Raw genomic sequence first — 17,591 nt, forward strand, 5'->3', positions numbered from 1 at the left:
TCGCTTCTTCAGGTTATTTCTGTCCTCTCCGTTATCGTGTAAATGTGTAGTTGAACTTATATCGTTCAGCAAGGTAAAGGTAATATATGCCTATGGATAGTATACACCATTGTTCCGTCTCTTCATAAAAGTCAGATAAATGTATCCTCTGATATGTATTATGCAGGGTTTATGTTTATGAACTGCATGGTGAAGTGGTCAGGTATAACATGACATTCATACTAAAGAACACAAAAAAAGATCGCATGCAGCTTGGTTAACAAGCGTCATACGATCTTTCTTTTTAAGATGCCGAGGACCGGGATCGAACCGGTACGGTAGTCACCTACCGCAGGATTTTAAGTCCTGTGCGTCTGCCAATTCCGCCACCCCGGCAGGATTATGTATTTCTTGGCGACAAGAAATATCTTACCATGAACTAATTAACTTTGCAACACTTTTTATAAAATAATCTAACTATATAAGTTTAACTAAGGGTTTACACGATAACGGAGAGGACAGAAAAAACTGAAAAAGCGAAGCGTTCGCCTTTATCACCGGATTTTCCCTTTCAAAAGGGAATCGAAAAAATCTGGGGATAACAGCGATTAGAAGGTAATTCTGTCATCGTAGTGTCAGTGTTAATAATCTTTAGTTCAACTTATAAAAAATGAAACAGGCACTGTAAGCGTCAGCTCACAGTGCCTAGAAAGTCCGAGTTGCGGTCCCGGACTTCCGGTAAACCAATCTATATTAAGGGAGGTGTGAGATAAGAATACCTCCCCAACATTAAAGAAACCTAAAATCAGCCTTAAATTAAACTAAAAAAGTAAAATCGGTCGAACACGGGCCGCCTCTTCCTCACTGCACTCCACAATAACCAAGATATGGTCCTTTAACAGCCAATCTTCATAATACCGTGCATCTTCTTCCGAGATCCCCGCTTCAGTCAGTGTAAGCACCAAATCATCGGTCTCACTCCCAATCTCATTACCAGCGAGCCTGCGTACTGCTTTTCCGATCGACATCGTCTGATCCATCCGTTTCCCCAGACCAGCCAATATCCCTTTTAGCGCGCCAAAGGCACCATCCGTTCCTGCACCTTTTAATGGCTTGGGCAGCCCCGTCTTCTCGCTCACCAGCTCGAGATTAAGCTGTTCCTTCGCCACGGCTCCCAGATATTTATCCTTAATACCTTGCTCTTTAGCCTTATTCAGCATAATTATAGCCTCGTTCTCGGTACGGGCCAGCCCAATAATCAATTGTGTCATTCCGTTCCCCTCCTTTTACCCTAATATAACCCCGTAATGACCATTCAAAAACGGATAATCCACAGCTAAGACAAATCACCTATGGGATTACTTATTTCTCTTCTGGAAATCTATACCTAGTTCTGATAGACTAGATAAAGAAGACAAATTAACCATTGAAAACATTGACATATGGATTTAACATCTCATAATCAGGAGCAATGACTTATGAAAAAAGAGGTAGAAATTGCCATCCGGCGCAAACAACAGATCACGGTTCGTAATACAAGCGGTCAGACGGTAACCGGTTATCCCGAGCGAACCGCTGATACATCCATTCTCTCCTTACGTACCGTTCACGGAAGTCTGTGGATACCGTTTGATGAGGTTGAACATGTTACACGTCTGTTAAGCATCCGGTCTCATCATTTAAGTGGAATGCAACTCGTATAGTCGGATCTGTAATCCTAGAAACTCAGTTCCCGTATAGATACGTTAATTAAATCTATTTATGCAAGCACATCATACCAAAAAACCAGACGCATGCACGTCTGGTTTTTCTCTTTTTGTTACTTCACTACAAACTTCACTCGCGTTCCATCCGGATATGTACTTAACTGATTCCCTACCCATGAACCTGCACCACGATTATCCTTCGGGGTAATGTATTGGATATCTGCACCTGTGCCACCCTCAGCGCACATCGCCATAGGCCACTCGTCACGATCCTTACCTTTTTTGACCGGAACACCCTTGAGTGATAGATCCCGATTGGCCTCAGCTCCACTACGATCAATGGTGCATACATCCGAATGCCCTGCTTTAATGGCAGCTTTAATATGATTGGCTGTTTCGGGATAGCGCTCAGAAGGAAACGTAATGGTATGGTCTACACTCTTATTCGTTCCTCCGAATGGATTAGGTATCTCCTCCGGCCATTCTCCCCCCGCCCAGGCGTAGAGGGCTACCAGCAGCATCGCTACCAGTGTCAGTACCTGCTTTTTGAAGCCTTGTTTACCTTTTCGTTTTCGTCCAGTGCGTCTCTTACTCATGCTGTGTCTCCCCCATTCAACATTAGCATTATAACAGAACGCCCGTTCGCAAAACAATAAAACAAATAAAAAAACAGCCGAGACCACCCGGCTGTCCTGCTTGTTTGATTATCCTACATTGGGAATGGCCTGTTGGCGCAGTAAAGGCAGTGTCACCTCAAACTGTGTACCTATTCCCTCGGTACTCTCTACTGTAATCTGGCCATTCATCAGTTCCAGCAGTTCTTTGCAGATGGTCAGCCCCAGCCCGCTTCCGCCAAATCGACGCGCATGGGAGATGTCAGTCTGGGTAAATGCATCAAACAATTGTTCAATCTGATGCTGAGGAATGCCAATTCCCGTATCACGCACAGAGAATACCAAAACTATGGTATCCATGATTTGTTTCCTCACATCCACCTGTAACTGCACTTCACCTTGTTCCGTGAACTTGATCGCATTACTCAGCAAATTATCCAGTACCTGCCGAAGTCTTAGCGGGTCACCGATAAGCACATCGGGAACATTCAGATCAGCATGACAGAGCAAACGTATGTGTTTATTCCGCGCTGCAGGCTCATGTGTCTTTACAATCTGTTGAATCAGCTTCAACGGTTGAAACTCAATGTTTTCGACATCCATTTTGCCTCTGCCCAGTTTCGCCATATCCAGGCTATTGTTAACGATGTTAAGCAACGCCTCACTCGATTGACGTGCAAGCTCCAGATATTCTCTCTGCTCATCCGTAATTTCACCCATACTGGCAAGTTCGATCATTCCCATAATGCCGTTGAGCGGGGTACGAAGCTCGTGATTCAGCTTTCCGATGAATTCCAATTGCCCTCTGCTGTTCATCTCAGCCATGGAAGTTGCGAATTTTAACTGTTGTTCGGCATACTTCCGTTCTGAGATATCATATTGAATGCCTACAAAATATAAACACTCCCCAGATTCATTAAAGATCGGATCAATATTCAGTTCGTTCCAGAACTTCTGGCCACTTTTTGTATAATTTAAGATATCAATCTTAATGGACTGTTGTTTCTTTAATGCATCACGAATCTGCATTACTGTTTCGGGGTCTGTGTCCTGTCCTTGCAAGAATCGGCAATTCTGTCCTACAGACTCTTCATACGTGTATCCTGTCAGCCGGGTAAAGTGTTCGTTTACATACATGAGCGGAAGCTCAGGCAAGGTAGCATCGACCACGGTCACGGAGGATTTCACTTTCGAGATGATAAATTCCCACTGTAATGGGAGTTGATTATGTTGGCTCATGCCTTCCTCCTTCATCTCACACACGTTAATGTTTATATAGTCTGTATTCGTACATTATATGGAGATACAACTAACCAAATGGTATGTGTTGATATTGGAACAATATATTTTAATTGTAACACAGTTATTCAAGTCGTGTGGTTTATGGGTAATAGTTGATAACTAACATTCGACATTAACCTATCTGTCATCAGGAGGAATACGCATGAAATTTCTGTTAATCATCATCATTATTATTTTGATCGTAGTCTTTTTTACCAGACGTAAACGTTAAGATGAGATTGTTATGTAAGTAAGAAAGGAAGATGGGTATGAGAACCCTCTTTTTTATATTCATGGTACTCTGTATCATCAATTTCTGTTTCCCAAAATTCGGCTGGTATCTGCGCTATGGCTGGATTTTCCGCGGTGAGGCCGAACCCAGCAGGCCTTATATGACGATGGTAAGAACGACCAGCCTGCTGATGTTACTTATCGCCTTCACACTCACTATGGCATGAACGTTAACCATTAGAAGATGACTGCCCTGTTGGGCAGTTTCTTTTTTTGTGCTGAAATGACGGGAAAATGATAACTTTGTTTGTGGTGTAATGATGACAATGCCCGTAATATAGATATATCGTTTCGGAAAGGACATCACTGGCATGAACATCGCATTTTATCCGTATTGGGCCGCCAAAACGCTGCTCTCGCTTATTAATGTCATATATATCATGGTCATTACTACGTTGATTTACAGTCACACTGGATCGGTACTCTATGCTGCAATGTTTCCACTAATTCAGATCATTACACATATAACAGCAGGTTTCACTTTGCCATTACTTGTGAACCATTTCCCATTCTCCAAACTATTGATCCGCATTTCCATAGCCAAAACATTCATCATGACCTGTGTAGCCATTTCATTGAGTCACTTAATTTCACAGCTACCGCTTCTATTGATCGGCATGGCCGTACTATCCTTTTTGAATGGATGGGAATCCCTGTTACTGAATGCTTTGACACCACAATTGGTTCAGGGAGAAGATCTTGCAAAAGCCAATAGCCTCCTCACTTTCTCCAACCAGACTGTAACCATTGTCGGTTACGCCATGACGGGATTCGCCGTGATGAACTGGGGGGCGTCACAGACTTTCTGGGCAGCTACAAGCCTGTCCTGGGCCGTTCTAATTTTCCTAATTACCCTTGGCTCGCTCACACGCGGTATAGAACAATCCCAGGAATCTGATGTACCGCGTCACGAATGGAGGGAAGGCTGGAGTATGCTCCGGAAGAATCCAACATTACGACTGATCACGCTTATGGACATTGCCCAGGCACTTGCGGGTTCGATCTGGATTGGAGCTATAACGCTGGCCTTTGCAAAAGAAGTTCTGGCACGAGGAGAAGGCTGGTGGGGACTTATGAACTCGAGTTACGCTGTTGGAACCATGCTTGGAGGTATGCTGGCTCTTGCACTGGCCAAACGGATTCGGAAGCATTTAATCGCTAGCATGACCATGGGTTCTCTTCTCTTGAGCATGCTGACCATCGTTTATGGTATAAACAACCTGCCATGGCTCGCTCTGGTGTTATGCATTATCATGGGTCCAGTTCATCAGATTCGTAATCTGGCTCAGCAGACAGCGCTTCAGAACAGTGTCCCTGTCGAATCTCTAACCCAGGTATACGCCACACATGGCGTCCTGATCTCCACGGTTACGAGTGTGTCCATAGTTATCTTTGGTCTAGCCGCTGATCAGCTGGGCGTTCAATGGGTGTACCTCATTGGTGGAGCCTTATTCCTCGCGTCTGCAATATGCTCATTATTACTCGGCACGGTTCACAGGAGCCAGCCCATTGCTAAACATACGAAAAATATGTAAATCAAAAAGACGAGCATCCTCTGCTCGTCCCATACAATCTCAATCCAATCGATAATCTGTCAGCGGCTTGCCTTGTTTATAGTACAAGGTGGGTGACAATATGTTGAAGAAAATATGTACATCCGGCATGTACGCTTCTTCCAGAATAGCCTGCAACGACGATGCAATCCGGTTATGGACCTCCTGATCACGTTGAAACATCAAAATCTCTATAGAAGCCGGAGAAGGTGTTAGCGCTTGTACATCATGACGCTCTGCCTTCATTCTCTCCCGTGGAATATGAGTAATAAGGGCCATCTGCTCTGTAATTTGCGGTACAACTTCCTCTAGTTGAGGACCTGTAAATCCTTTAAAGCGAATAAACGGCATTGCTATCCCTTCAATCTCTGTTAATAGTCTCTTATGTGATTTTAAGCACATTGTTTTCAGTTGTCAAATGTCATGGATGACATATGTTGTTTCTTATTTATAGGAAAAGCCCCGCTGAAGTCTCAGCGGAGCCACTGTTTACACGTTACTATACGTGACTTACAGCCAGAAAGATTTTGTGATGATCACGAGCAGGATGAAAAGCACGAGAATCGCACTTGTAGAAGTCCATCCACCGAATCCACCAACATTGCCACAACCGTATCCAACTTGACTCATTTGATTGGCCTCCTTTGAATTTCAAGGTATGCCATAACATATGCGTATTCTGTGCAAGTGACCGGGCGAATCGGCAAGTTCAACAGCCCATTCATCTTGGATTCATACCCGTTATTTTAACTGGATGGGGCGATGGAGATTTTCAATTGTTTTTCTTCTGATTCCTTAGATGAAGGCTCCGTAATTCCTCTGTCTAGAAGGATTGTACGAGTACGTGTATCACTTCGGGATGCCAGAACAACCTCGCCATCAGGTGTTATACAATAGGAAATTGGAATGGAGATCTCGCTGTCGCGGTAGGAACCATCCGCATGGCTTGTCCCCATGACAATACAATGCTGCTGCATGGCGATCTTACTCGCCTCTTCAACCCACTCACTGTACTGCTCTTCACTGAACATCCCCACACCAATGGAATGCATCACAATATCCACATTTCCTATACTCTCGTTGGAAAATCCTTGCAGGACAAGCTCATCACACAACAACGTGCTTATTTTCCACCCCTGTTCCACGATCGTCTCAGCAGGTGTATATTTAGCTTTCTCCAATACAATCTCTCCAGCTTTACTGATGATGATCGATCGGTCCTTCGGACGTTCTTGCAACCTGCGATGACCTGATACAATCATGGTTCCGTATTCAGCCGCCAAGCGGCAAGCGTCTTCGACATTCTGGTTGAGATAACCTTCAGGATAGAATATTATATCCGCATCTGGGTGTTGCTTAAGTTCGGCTTCAAGCTGCAGCAGATGCTGTTCCAGCCTGGGTTGTCCAATGATAATTTTCATTCGGTATCCCCCGTTCAATAATAAAAACCGGTTCATACCTGAATAAGGTACGAAACCGGCTTAAAGGTTGTACGAGCAGTATTCATGCGCATCGTATTTGCTTCAAGAGTAATTGATTCTCATGTTATTGTTCGATAAATCAATTACCTTTACAGTTCAGTGCTATGTAGTTAGGCATTTCTACGTTCAATACTATCATATATAGCCTGCCCATCATAGCTTCGATCTGTACCGATGTCTTTCACAAAGAGGGCGCTGCCTGCGGCACTATTCGCATTAACAGACAGCACGCTAAACGCACCCACAATCCACATTAATGGATATAATGCAACGGATAAGGCTTTTTTCATACCGTTGTCTCCTTTTCTGTTGAAATAGTTGATTGGTTTAATATCCCATTAATACGATTAAAACCCAATTAGGTTTCAATTTTATATACAACCATCCCTATTTCTATACATATAGGAGACAAGACTACAATGCTCCGTTCAGATTAACTCAAAACTCTGGAGCAACGCTGCCGCCTCTTCATGTTGCGGTTCCAGAGCGAGCACTTGATGGGTATAGGAAAGTGTTTCTTCTTCCAGTTCAAGTTCATAACAGCACACGGCCAAGTCGTACAAGACGGCTGGATTATGGTTACTTGGATCTGCAACCAATGATATCTCCAGAAACCGTTTCGCATCCTCATACATATACATTTCATATAATAGCTGCCCTGCCAGAAATGCAAGCCCCCCTTGCTGTTCCATCACATAATAGGACGACCACATCGTATGAATACCAGACTGAATATCGAGCATTTCCTCATCACTTGCATCAGGAAGAAGACTGGAGATGTGCGTCGCACTATGGATTAAGAACTCAGCGTCATATCCACCCAGACGCCAGAACGGCAATATATGCTTCAACTCCATAGTCTCTATTTGAGAGTCTACCCATTGTTTCATGCTAAAAAAGTCATCCGGTCCGAAACGTTCCACAAATCGATGATAGGCCAGACGTGTGTTCACGAAACTGATTGGTTCATCCACCATCAACATGCACCCGACATTCAGATCTTTATAATGATGTGTTGTGAATCGAGTATGTGCTCCCTGTTGTTCCAAAACATATTGAATCGCATGGTAGTTGGCTGTCAAAGAAAAACTTCCATGAAGAACGAATTCAGGTGGCTCTGCGAACTTCCAGTTATCCAGACGATGATCCCCTTTATCAGCAGTAATCAACACATAACCTGACTGCGACAGCTTGTTTAACCGTTCAAGACAGGACAAGCCAATTGCGGGAAAAAGGATGTGCGAGTCCTCCAGCTCCTCTTTGTACAATGTGATAAGGCTCTTGTATGGATAGTTATCTGCACTGTATTCAGGCGCCCGGCGATACTCATAACTGAGCGTCATGTTCTTCAACATCTCAGCGGGATCCAGATCATGACGACGATCAGGAGACTGAACGAGCAGATCACACTCATATATCTCGCCAGACCCAATATAGATTAGTTCCTGCGGAATGCTGTCAAAAAAGTAATTGGCAATCAGCAACAACGGTTGTTTCAGATCACCGGGCCGTATAACCGTGCCTGCGACGACCAGATTTAATTCTGTATCCTTTACAGCGTCAAAACGTGCAAAATCCACTATGCCTTGTTGAATAAAGGATTGCATGGATGGATGCTCTTGCCAACCGAGCACATTCTCCGCTACAAGATCGGTCATTACATATCTGAAAGGTGGTAACTGTATTCCCGCAAATTGTTTGAGTTCCAGCAGCTTCAAGAGAATTTGATGCGCCAAACGCCCGACTCCTGCCCCAAGTTCCAGAATGGTGACGGTCTCGGTAATCTGTCCCTTGTTCGCGAGATCCTGAAGAAATCCAAAAATCATCTCTGCATACGCTGTGGCAATCATCGGATTACTGGTAATATATTGTGGGACTTGATTCTCTGTCCAAGCTTGCAAGCCCTTCTGTTCATAATAGGCTCTCTGCCAATCCCAGACCGGAGCTTCACTGTAACGAAAACGTTGACTTTCATTTGACGTCATTAAAATGGAAACCTGCTTTCTATCAATAATTTCATAAAATTCTCGGATGTTATAGATACTACTTATTTTCAATGCCAATCAATCTCTGTACATGCATTATATCATAGAACCCTGCCTACTCGATGAAGATCAGTTTCCCCTCTTAAACACGAAAAAAACCTGCTTTTGAGGGCAGGTCTGTGAGTCTTTTCATTAAGAAGACTATTAATATATTTTTAAAACAAGGATGGTAACATTAGTCCGAATACAAAGCTCCCTCAAAGTTTTCAGGTCCTACACGGATCGTACCAAGCAAGTTGGAGCTGATAAATGCCGTGTACGTCAATTGAGGGGTTACTGGCGGATCGAAGTCACTTGCCGAGAACGTAATTACCTGAGGTGCCAATACACTTAAATTGAAAGTTGAAGTTGCCGAATATATAACTGGGTCTGTTGACAAAGTTCCTCTGACAATCGTAATCGTTATACCCACGAGTGCCAGTGGCAGTTGCACAGATACCGTTCCCGTAAATTGCACCCGCGGGTTAGCTCCAATACTGCCTCCTGTGATTAGACCGATCTGGCCAAATAATTGTGGCGTGTTAATAACAAGGATTGGTATTGCGATCGAGTTCGCCAAGCTCGCATTCTGCGAAGTTCTTGCATCAATAAATTGACTCATGAAATCTACCTCCTAGGGTTGGGATAAGGTAGTATATGCGAGATTTGAGATATGGCATGGACATACATTGACTTGCACAAAAAAGGGCATATTAGAAAGATACCAACAACAAAGTTACGCATTTGCTCTAACAGCTGATTGCAGACAGAAAAAAACCCTTGCTAGGCAAGGGTTTCAAGAGTATGGGCCCTACAGGACTCGAACCTGTGACCAATCGGTTATGAGCCGACCGCTCTAACCAACTGAGCTAAGGGCCCTAGACATAATGTATAACGTGCAGATGATGGCTGTAAATCATCCAAGTGAAACTAAATTGCGGGGGCAGGATTTGAACCTGCGGCCTTCGGGTTATGAGCCCGACGAGCTACCGGGCTGCTCCACCCCGCGTCAGTAAGAAATATTAAAACAGCGACTTAATTAATATACACTATTGTTACCCTATAAGTCAAGGGGTAATGTCAGGGAATAAATCGCACACCGTAACGACCCTTGCGTGATCGATAAACTTCCACTTCCGCCGGTTCATTATGACCATATATCCATCCATCCTGTTCCATACGCTTGGCCAGACATCCTGCCTGAAATTTGGTTGCATACAACTTGCTGAAATATACCCAGTGCATACCGCTCGTCCTTTCCGGAGTCGTCATTTATTCCTGCTTTTTGTAGAATACCCCATTTTCATAAAAATAGCCGCCAAAGATAAAATCTTCAGCGGCTATCCTTATAATAAAACTACTCAATCAACTCTCATTTCTCATTGAAACGTAGCTTTAGGATCCTTTTTCAATTTTTCCAGCATCTCGTTTCCTTTAGCTGCCCACTCACCAAGTGCTTCTTTTGGTGTCTTTTTGTTCTCGAGAACCTGATTGAAATATTCCATGCCTTTTTCGTTCACTTGCCATAGACCTGGGGATTTTTGATACATTTTATCCAGGTTGGTATTCGTTGGCGGAATCGGCTTCAAAGAATAGAAAGCTTGTATGTTGTAATCCAAGCCATCTTTAGGCTTGATGAAGCTCTTCCGGGACACCATCTCATAGCTGCTACGCGCCTTAATTTTAGCCCAATCTTCACTGTTCATGTACTTGATCAGTTCCCACGCATCATCCGGGTTCTGAGCCGCACTATTGATCGCCATGAGATTGCTCAGGTAGATGCTACCTCCAATTTCAGGAGCTTCCGGGTGAACTGGAGGTGTAACTACATCCCAATCCACTTTCGTAAAGTCTTTCATTTTATCTGCATTTTTATTGGCATCAATTAATTGATTAATATAGCTGTAATCGCCAATAGCCATGGCTGCCTTGCCGCTCAGGAACAGGTCACCCTGTATTGGATCATAACGTCCGCTAGGATTCTGATCCTGCGGTTCGTCTCCTTTAGGGATGACTTTGTCAATGGCAAGTTTGCTGATGGTACTCCACACTTTCTCCCATTGAGGAGAATCTACGGTCATCTTCTCTGCTTTGTCATCGAACGTCTTCAGTTGCAACGCGCTATAGTACTGCTGCATGGAGTAGTAAGGCGAACCACCCTGATATGTCGTGAAGGTGAAACCAAATACGTGATCTTTACCCTCGCCTTTTGTAAGTCGGGTACCCAGATTGAAGATATCGTCCCAAGTCATATTGTCCGTTGGCGGTTCCACGCCTGCTTTTTCAAACATGCCCTTGTTATAGAACAAAGCGGAAGAGGAGAACGTTGGTGTCAATGCATAAATGCTCTGATCCCCCAGATCTTTGATACCCTCCAGCACACTAGGAACAATGTCTGTCGTATCAAACTTGTCTTCTTGCATTAATGGATCCAGCTGTTTCACCAGATTCTCCTGAATTAATGATTTGACTGTAGAGGTATCTGCCACGATGACGTCAACCGGATTATCGCCAGTCATTATCTTCTTCAGACTTTCCATCGTATCCGGAACTTCCTGCTGTTCTTCGGTGTTGCCATACCCATACATGCTGCTCTGATCAACGGCAGCTACAATCTCAATGGTTACATTGGGATGGGTCAACTCAAAAGCATCGGTAAATTGTTGACGGAAATAACTGTCGTCTTGTCCTCCCCACATAGTAGCCACACGTAATACACGTTGCTCTGTATCCTTCGCCTCACTTGCCGTACATCCTGCAATCAGCGGCAATGCAAGCGTCGCAGTAGCCATGACAGCCAGCACACGTTTTCCCCACAACCTGTTCTTCATCTCCCAATTCCCCCTCATTAATTATCTTGGCGGTGTAATGACAATGCGTTCACCGTCAAATTCCAATGTAGCCCGGTTATCGATGGCTAAGGCCTCCAGATACTCTTTTGGCACCTGAAGCCGCCCAGCACGGTCAATAATGACAAATGCTTCATGAATGTCCGGCATACCCGTCTCGGATAAGCTATGCTCATCGTCCAAATTCGGGTTGCGCTTCACAAACTCGGTACTGGTCAAGCCGTCCCGGATCGCAACGATCCGGTCTACCTTGCCAGCTAACGTCAAGTCATGGGTAACGATGACAATCGTAACGCCGAGTTCCTTGTTCATTTTTCGGAAAATGCCCATGATTGTATCACATGTCTCGGAATCGACCGAACCCGTTGGTTCGTCTGCAAGCAGAATTTTGGGACGATTGGATAAGGAGATCGCAATCGCTACCCGTTGCTGCTCTCCTCCTGACAATTGATGCAATTTGTTATTCATCCGATCCTTAAGCCCTACCCATTCGAGCAATTGTTTTGCGTAAGCACGATCACGCTTGCCTCCCAGAATCATGGGCGTCTCCACATTTTCCAATGCAGTGAGATAAGGCAGCAAGTTACGACCGTTATTTTGCCAGATAAAACCTACCGTATGACGTTTGTATTCAACCAATTGGGCATCTGTCATCTTCAGCAAATCCCAGTCTCCCACAACAGCCGTACCCGCCGTAGGACGATCAAGTCCACCCAGAATATTCAGCAGTGTGGATTTACCGCTACCGCTGTTACCAATGATGGCCATCATTTCACCTTGATTGACAGTCAGGTTGAGACCCTGAAGGGCAACGACTTCCACATCGCTGGATTTAAAAATTTTGACAAGTCCTTCGCATTGGATCACGTTTACCTCTCCTCTCCCATTTTGACCGCCTGGTGAACACGCAGTCTGCGAATCTGCCAGAGCAACATCGTTGCACCAATGACCAGCATCACCACAGTAACCCCATACAGTTGCAACATATCCTGCTGCTCAAAGACAATCCGGAACGGAGGTACCTGAGCAGATACATTATCCGTCGTTTGCAGGAATGGCAGGAATAAACGACTGGATACCTGACCAATACCAATACCTAACAGGATCGATAGCCCCGCTGTGAATACCTGCTCCAGCAGCAGCATGCCACTCAGTTGTGCACGAGACAATCCCATGGCACGTAATACACCGAACTGCACAACACGTCCGGACAGGTTGAAGAACCAGTACAGCACGTATCCAATCAACGAGATAATAACCGATACCAGGAAACCAAGGCTCAGAATTCCGAATACCCCACCTCGTGATGGGTGTTTACCCTGAGATACCAATTCGGTGCGTACGTCACGCACAGAAGATAACTCAATCCCTTCTGCTGCAAGTTTCTCCATTAATGGAGCCACTTTGGCATCCGGTTCCATTTTCAGCCAGACCTCATAAGGAATTAGAGGCACCTGATCGTAGATATAATCCAGATTAGCCACGAAGAATGGCATCTGATCCGGATACTGGGATGGCCAGTAAGGAATGATTCCGAAGACTACGAATTCAATCGCCTGTCCCTGTATACCCATGGAGACGAGGTCTCCAGTTTTCAGCTTGAATTTGTCAGCAAATTTGGAAGAGATCAATACAGCCCCTTCATATTTGCCGAGCAAGTCAAGGTACTTGTAGGGATGTGCCGGGAACAGATCGTTGCGGAACCAAGCCACTTGAGCGAAATCCACATTATCAATCCCGACCAGCATCCCCTGCCCGCCCGATTTACCAGAGACGATTATATTGCCTTTGGTCTGCAGCACTCTTGCTGCATGTTCGACACCATCTAATCTGCGGAACACTTCAAAAGGAGGTTCGGAGTAGATGACTTTGGATGGCTGCGAAGAACCGCCGCCGCCACCACCTGGAGCACCTCCACCGCCATTTCCTCCGCCGGGAGCGCCACCACCCGTACCACCACCGCCTTGTTGACCTCCACCCGTGCCGCCATTCTGCCCGGAACCGCCGGGTTTAACCTCAGGTGTTCCTTCCCACACCGTCTGCATAATCACATCAGAACCATAACGGTACAAGGTGCGCTCAGTGGAATTCAGATCAATAGTCCGAGCCGCAGCCGAGTTGTACACCCCAAGTCCCAATGTCAGTACAAGGAGGATCATCAGCGGATAATAAGACGAAGATGAACGCGATAGCTGCGTTAATGTCAGATACAACGGGACCGGGAGCAACTTGCGACCAATCAGCTGAATCAGCTTCAATATCCACGGGAACAAACGCAGGAAGAATAGTCCGAGCGCAAAGATCGCGAGTGCGGGTACAAAGAACAGAAACGGCTGTACCTGTAACTGATCGGTTGTCATTCCCGTCTGGAAGGTCAACATCTGGCGTTCATAGAACAGGTAGTATCCATATCCAGCCAGACCCAGTAACACAACATCCAGGAACCAGCGTTGCCATACTGGAGCACGGTCTGTACGTGCTTGCCGCCGTTTGGCTGATACAATGGTTGCCCGTGCATAGGTTATCGCAGGGATCAGGGAGGCAATAATGGCAACAAGCACTGCTGCTACACCTAAAAGAATGGCTTCTTTGGATACGCCAATCGGAATCGACTTTCGATCAACAAAGGATAGAAATCCACTTGCTGAACCAATACTCTTGGCCATAAAATAACCGAGCAACGGCCCGATAATTAGCGCAATAGCGCCCAAAAATATACCTTCAAGCAGGTAGAGAGAGAAGATCTGCCGAGCGGAAGCTCCACGGCTGCGCAATACCGCAATATCACTCTCTTGCTTCTGTAATGACTGTCTGGCATTCATCGCAATAAAATAAAAGACCATCGCAATCATCGGTGCTGCCAAGGTAAACAACATCGTCTGCAATTGTAGACTCTGACTGCGGAACTGCTTGAGCAGATCACCGAAGGTAATGTCCACTTTTGTATCTTTCAGCCGCTGATACAGATCGATATCCAACCTTTCCAGCATGGAAGTCAGACCTGATAGCTGGCTGGTTTGAATTTCCTTCAGATCGAAGGCATAGTACCAACGTGAGTTTTGAAGTGGAATGCCTTTTTCTTTCAGTAAAACATCATTAAAAACCGATTCATCCACATAAAGTCCATTCATCATACCGTCAAATCCCTGTACCCAGTAAGGACTGTTTGGATCATCTGCCTTGAAAGACCCCGTAATCTTCACACGCAACGTAATATCAAGACCGCTGTAGACCGGATATTCCAGAATATCACCGATATGCAGATCGTTACGGTACATGCCTTCTTCCAACATGACTGCCTCGATAATATCGTCCTTGACCTGATTGCCAGGTTTCACTCCGGCTGAGTAATTCACCTGTGCATCCAGTCCACTCATCGTGCCCATACTCATACTGCGCACCCGGCTGGCGTCCACTTTGGTTGGATCCTCTGGACTCACCTCGGTGCTGCGAATGGATCTGGCATTCACATACGTATGGAATGGGAAACCGATCTCGCGAGGAACATCCTCACGAATATATCGATCTACTTCATCCAGACCCCTTGTGTCTGTCTTCACACCACCAGGTGCCTGATAACTCATGAGCAACGAACCCGCTGGCAATCCTTCACTATTATCCTGTAACGTCTGCGCGACGACCCGTTTCAGTGCACCATCGGCATACATGGGAATACTGACGGTGAACGCAACCGCCACAATTAATCCGATTAATGTGCTGAAGGTCATCCAGCGCGTGTTCCACATTTTGCGGAACAGCAGTCGAAGCAATGGCAGCCCCATTAGCGTCCCACTACTTTCTCGCCTACGGTCAGACCTTTCAGAATCTCAACATCTGTCGATGTCTGCTGGCCCACTTCAACGTCCACTTCACGCTTGCTACCATCACTCTCCACGACTTGTACATACGTTCTTGAACCGATGGAGCGTAAAGCGGATACAGGAATCACAATCGCGTTCTCGGTACGCTGCGTCACAATAGAGACCGATAGAGGTGTGCCACGTTCCACGCCTTTTGGCATTTTTGCAAGTGTAACGATTACATACTTATCCAGCGTTTCCTTCGTTGGAGGCGTCCCGCCTTCCCCCGTTCCTTCGCCACTGCCGCTTCCCGATGCTTCAGCCAGAGGCATGACTTTAATTTTGCCAGCGACTTTACCGGCTCCATTAATGTCCACTTCTGCCTTCATACCGGCTGAGAACTTCTCCAGATCTTCCTTGGCAAAGGTAGCTGCCACAACCAGATTCGATGTATCCGCAATCGTAGCAATCGGGTCATATGCTTTCACGGCTGCGCCCTTCTCAACCTGCACAGCAATTACGGTACCACCGAACGGAGCAGTCAACGTAGCTTTGCCCAGTTGCGCTTCCAGATCGGCGAGTTCCTGGCGCAGTTCTTCAAACGCAATGGTCGCCTCTTCGAACTCTACAGGGTCCATCTCATCTTTTTTGCGGAGTGTTTCCTTCATTTGAACTTCGGATTTGCGAATAGCCAGTTTCTTGCCACGGATCTCCTTCTCCACACTTTCCACATCGAGCACGGCTAGAAGTTGACCCTTTTTCACTTTATCTCCTGGTTTAACATTTAACTCTTTGACATGCATGCCATCAAGCGTGAAGTACACCTTCTCTTCCCGCTGACTCATCATCTTGCCACTTCCACTTACTCTTTTCTCCAGCGTTTCAGTCCGGACTTCATATTCCGGTTTCTTAGAGATCGTTGGTGGTGTAATTGGCGGAAGCACTTCTTCCTCTGTTTCTGACGGCAGCAATGAGCAGCCAGACATCGTTGCAACCATTATCGCACCAAGTACAATAAGCGCTGCGCGTTTCCCCCTCTTCGGAGCGGCCCCTTTACTTGATAAATCTGCCGTCCGCCATTTCATAAACATGGTCCGCAACCTCCAAAATTGTAGGATCGTGTGTAGTCATACATATCGTTACTTGTTCTACTTCAATAATATTGCGGAATACGGCCATGACCTGAGCGCCCATCTTGGAATCCAGTTCCGCTGTAGGCTCATCCGCAAGCAACAATCTGGGTCTGTGGGCAATCGCCTTGGCTATAGCTACCCGCTGTTGCTCTCCCCCGGACATCTCGAAAGGTCGATGCTTCACCCGTTTGGATAGTCCAACCAGGTCCAGACAGTGACCAACCCTGTCCTTCCACTCCGCTCGCGGAACATCCGCCATTCGCAGCGACAGTTCTACATTTTCCCAAGCAGACAATAAGGGCATGAGTGCATACGCCTGAAAAATAAAACCGATCTCTTTGCGCCGCAAAGCGGTCCGCCGCCGGTCTCCCCAATCCTGAAGAGGCTGGCCGGAGAACAGAATGTCTCCACTTGAAGGCTGATCCAATCCACCGAGCATATTCAGCAGCGTTGTTTTGCCTGAGCCAGATCGCCCCTTCAGCATGACCAGTTGTTGCGGATTCACTTCCATATCAATGCCTTTGAGCACATGGATGATACGACTGCCTGTCTGGAAACTGCGATGCACGTTACGCACCTCCAGTACAGGTCCATCATATGGAGGCAATATATCCTTCTTCGGTTTGATCTTCTTCGGGGGGTTATCAACGGAAGTGACAGCAGTTGCAGCCACTTCATCTGAAGCGATTTCACTTTCAGGTACCAGAGGTTCACTCGACGGATGATCGTGTTCATTGTTGTATGTATGTTCTCCCGAAACCGTCGATGCCTCCAGCTGTGCTTCCCCCTGTTGATTTTCATCGCCTGACTGGCTCTTGGCAGGTCTTTTTCTGAGAAATAAATTCTTCATGCCAGCAATCACGCTCATCCTTTCTTCATA

17 protein-coding genes and 3 tRNA genes are annotated in these 17,591 nt (G+C 45.9%); 2 read left to right on the forward strand and 18 right to left on the reverse strand.

The genetic code is table 11. The features are described from left to right. Nucleotides 1-289 precede the first annotated feature (289 nt). Nucleotides 290-375: transfer RNA gene (locus tag MKX40_RS21130), tRNA-Leu, on the reverse strand. Between the two features lie 425 nt (nt 376-800). Continuing rightward, nucleotides 801-1,250 carry a hypothetical protein gene (locus MKX40_RS21135; RefSeq protein WP_339235826.1) on the reverse strand — a complete coding sequence of 150 codons (450 nt, stop codon included), beginning with the start codon at nt 1,248-1,250 and terminating at the stop codon, nt 801-803. A 207-nt stretch (nt 1,251-1,457) separates the two neighbouring features. On the opposite strand from MKX40_RS21135, the gene MKX40_RS21140 reads away from it, so the two are divergent. After that, entirely contained in the window at nt 1,458-1,682 is a 225-nt protein-coding gene (locus MKX40_RS21140; protein ID WP_339235828.1) for a hypothetical protein, read from the forward strand. A gap of 116 nt (nt 1,683-1,798) precedes the next feature. On the opposite strand, the gene MKX40_RS21145 is transcribed toward MKX40_RS21140, so the two are convergent. Then, on the reverse strand, nt 1,799-2,281 hold the full coding sequence (locus MKX40_RS21145) for a NucA/NucB deoxyribonuclease domain-containing protein (RefSeq protein WP_339235830.1): 483 nt from the start codon (nt 2,279-2,281) through the stop codon (nt 1,799-1,801). 108 nt (nt 2,282-2,389) lie between these two features. Next, nucleotides 2,390-3,538 (reverse strand): ATP-binding protein, encoded by a 1,149-nt coding sequence (locus MKX40_RS21150; protein ID WP_339235832.1) that lies wholly within the window; start codon nt 3,536-3,538, stop codon nt 2,390-2,392. A 644-nt stretch (nt 3,539-4,182) separates the two neighbouring features. On the opposite strand from MKX40_RS21150, the gene MKX40_RS21155 reads away from it, so the two are divergent. Next, nucleotides 4,183-5,406 carry an MFS transporter gene (locus MKX40_RS21155; protein ID WP_339235834.1) on the forward strand — a complete coding sequence of 408 codons (1,224 nt, stop codon included), beginning with the start codon at nt 4,183-4,185 and terminating at the stop codon, nt 5,404-5,406. A 39-nt stretch (nt 5,407-5,445) separates the two neighbouring features. Here MKX40_RS21155 and MKX40_RS21160 read toward each other — a convergent pair whose 3' ends face one another. The 14 genes from MKX40_RS21160 to MKX40_RS21225 all read right to left on the reverse strand — a co-directional run bounded on the left by MKX40_RS21160 (nt 5,446) and on the right by MKX40_RS21225 (nt 17,579). After that, nucleotides 5,446-5,775, reverse strand: coding sequence for a DUF1904 family protein (locus MKX40_RS21160; protein ID WP_339235837.1), 330 nt, complete (start codon nt 5,773-5,775; stop codon nt 5,446-5,448). Between the two features lie 159 nt (nt 5,776-5,934). After that, nucleotides 5,935-6,054: a YjcZ family sporulation protein gene (locus MKX40_RS21165; protein ID WP_253439256.1), complete on the reverse strand. Its 120-nt coding sequence runs from the start codon at nt 6,052-6,054 to the stop codon at nt 5,935-5,937. A gap of 116 nt (nt 6,055-6,170) precedes the next feature. Next, the gene (locus tag MKX40_RS21170; protein ID WP_339235839.1) at nt 6,171-6,845 is read right to left on the reverse strand and encodes a hypothetical protein; all 675 of its coding nucleotides are present in this window, start codon (nt 6,843-6,845) and stop codon (nt 6,171-6,173) included. A 170-nt stretch (nt 6,846-7,015) separates the two neighbouring features. Continuing rightward, nucleotides 7,016-7,195: a hypothetical protein gene (locus MKX40_RS21175; RefSeq protein WP_339235841.1), complete on the reverse strand. Its 180-nt coding sequence runs from the start codon at nt 7,193-7,195 to the stop codon at nt 7,016-7,018. Between the two features lie 138 nt (nt 7,196-7,333). Then, on the reverse strand, nt 7,334-8,890 hold the full coding sequence (locus MKX40_RS21180) for a tetratricopeptide repeat protein (protein ID WP_339235844.1): 1,557 nt from the start codon (nt 8,888-8,890) through the stop codon (nt 7,334-7,336). Between the two features lie 235 nt (nt 8,891-9,125). Then, nucleotides 9,126-9,551, reverse strand: coding sequence for a hypothetical protein (locus tag MKX40_RS21185; protein WP_339235847.1), 426 nt, complete (start codon nt 9,549-9,551; stop codon nt 9,126-9,128). 183 nt (nt 9,552-9,734) lie between these two features. Beyond that, nucleotides 9,735-9,808, reverse strand: a tRNA-Ile gene (locus MKX40_RS21190). 56 nt (nt 9,809-9,864) lie between these two features. After that, nucleotides 9,865-9,938, reverse strand: a tRNA-Met gene (locus tag MKX40_RS21195). A gap of 71 nt (nt 9,939-10,009) precedes the next feature. Beyond that, on the reverse strand, nt 10,010-10,201 hold the full coding sequence (locus tag MKX40_RS21200; RefSeq protein WP_047843730.1) for a hypothetical protein: 192 nt from the start codon (nt 10,199-10,201) through the stop codon (nt 10,010-10,012). Nucleotides 10,202-10,308: 107 nt separating this feature from the next. Then, entirely contained in the window at nt 10,309-11,760 is a 1,452-nt protein-coding gene (locus MKX40_RS21205; protein ID WP_339235850.1) for an extracellular solute-binding protein, read from the reverse strand. Nucleotides 11,761-11,781: 21 nt separating this feature from the next. Next, the gene (locus tag MKX40_RS21210) at nt 11,782-12,645 is read right to left on the reverse strand and encodes an ABC transporter ATP-binding protein (RefSeq protein WP_339235853.1); all 864 of its coding nucleotides are present in this window, start codon (nt 12,643-12,645) and stop codon (nt 11,782-11,784) included. A gap of 2 nt (nt 12,646-12,647) precedes the next feature. Continuing rightward, entirely contained in the window at nt 12,648-15,560 is a 2,913-nt protein-coding gene (locus MKX40_RS21215) for an FtsX-like permease family protein (RefSeq protein WP_339235855.1), read from the reverse strand. Beyond that, nucleotides 15,560-16,669 (reverse strand): efflux RND transporter periplasmic adaptor subunit, encoded by a 1,110-nt coding sequence (locus tag MKX40_RS21220; RefSeq protein ID WP_339235857.1) that lies wholly within the window; start codon nt 16,667-16,669, stop codon nt 15,560-15,562. The genes MKX40_RS21215 and MKX40_RS21220 overlap by 1 nt, the downstream gene beginning before the upstream one ends. Further along, on the reverse strand, nt 16,632-17,579 hold the full coding sequence (locus tag MKX40_RS21225) for an ABC transporter ATP-binding protein (RefSeq protein WP_339235859.1): 948 nt from the start codon (nt 17,577-17,579) through the stop codon (nt 16,632-16,634). The genes MKX40_RS21220 and MKX40_RS21225 overlap by 38 nt, the downstream gene beginning before the upstream one ends. Between the last annotated feature and the right edge of the window lie 12 nt (nt 17,580-17,591).

This window comes from Paenibacillus sp. FSL R5-0517 (genome assembly GCF_037974355.1).
Classification (GTDB): Bacteria; Bacillota; Bacilli; order Paenibacillales; family Paenibacillaceae; genus Paenibacillus.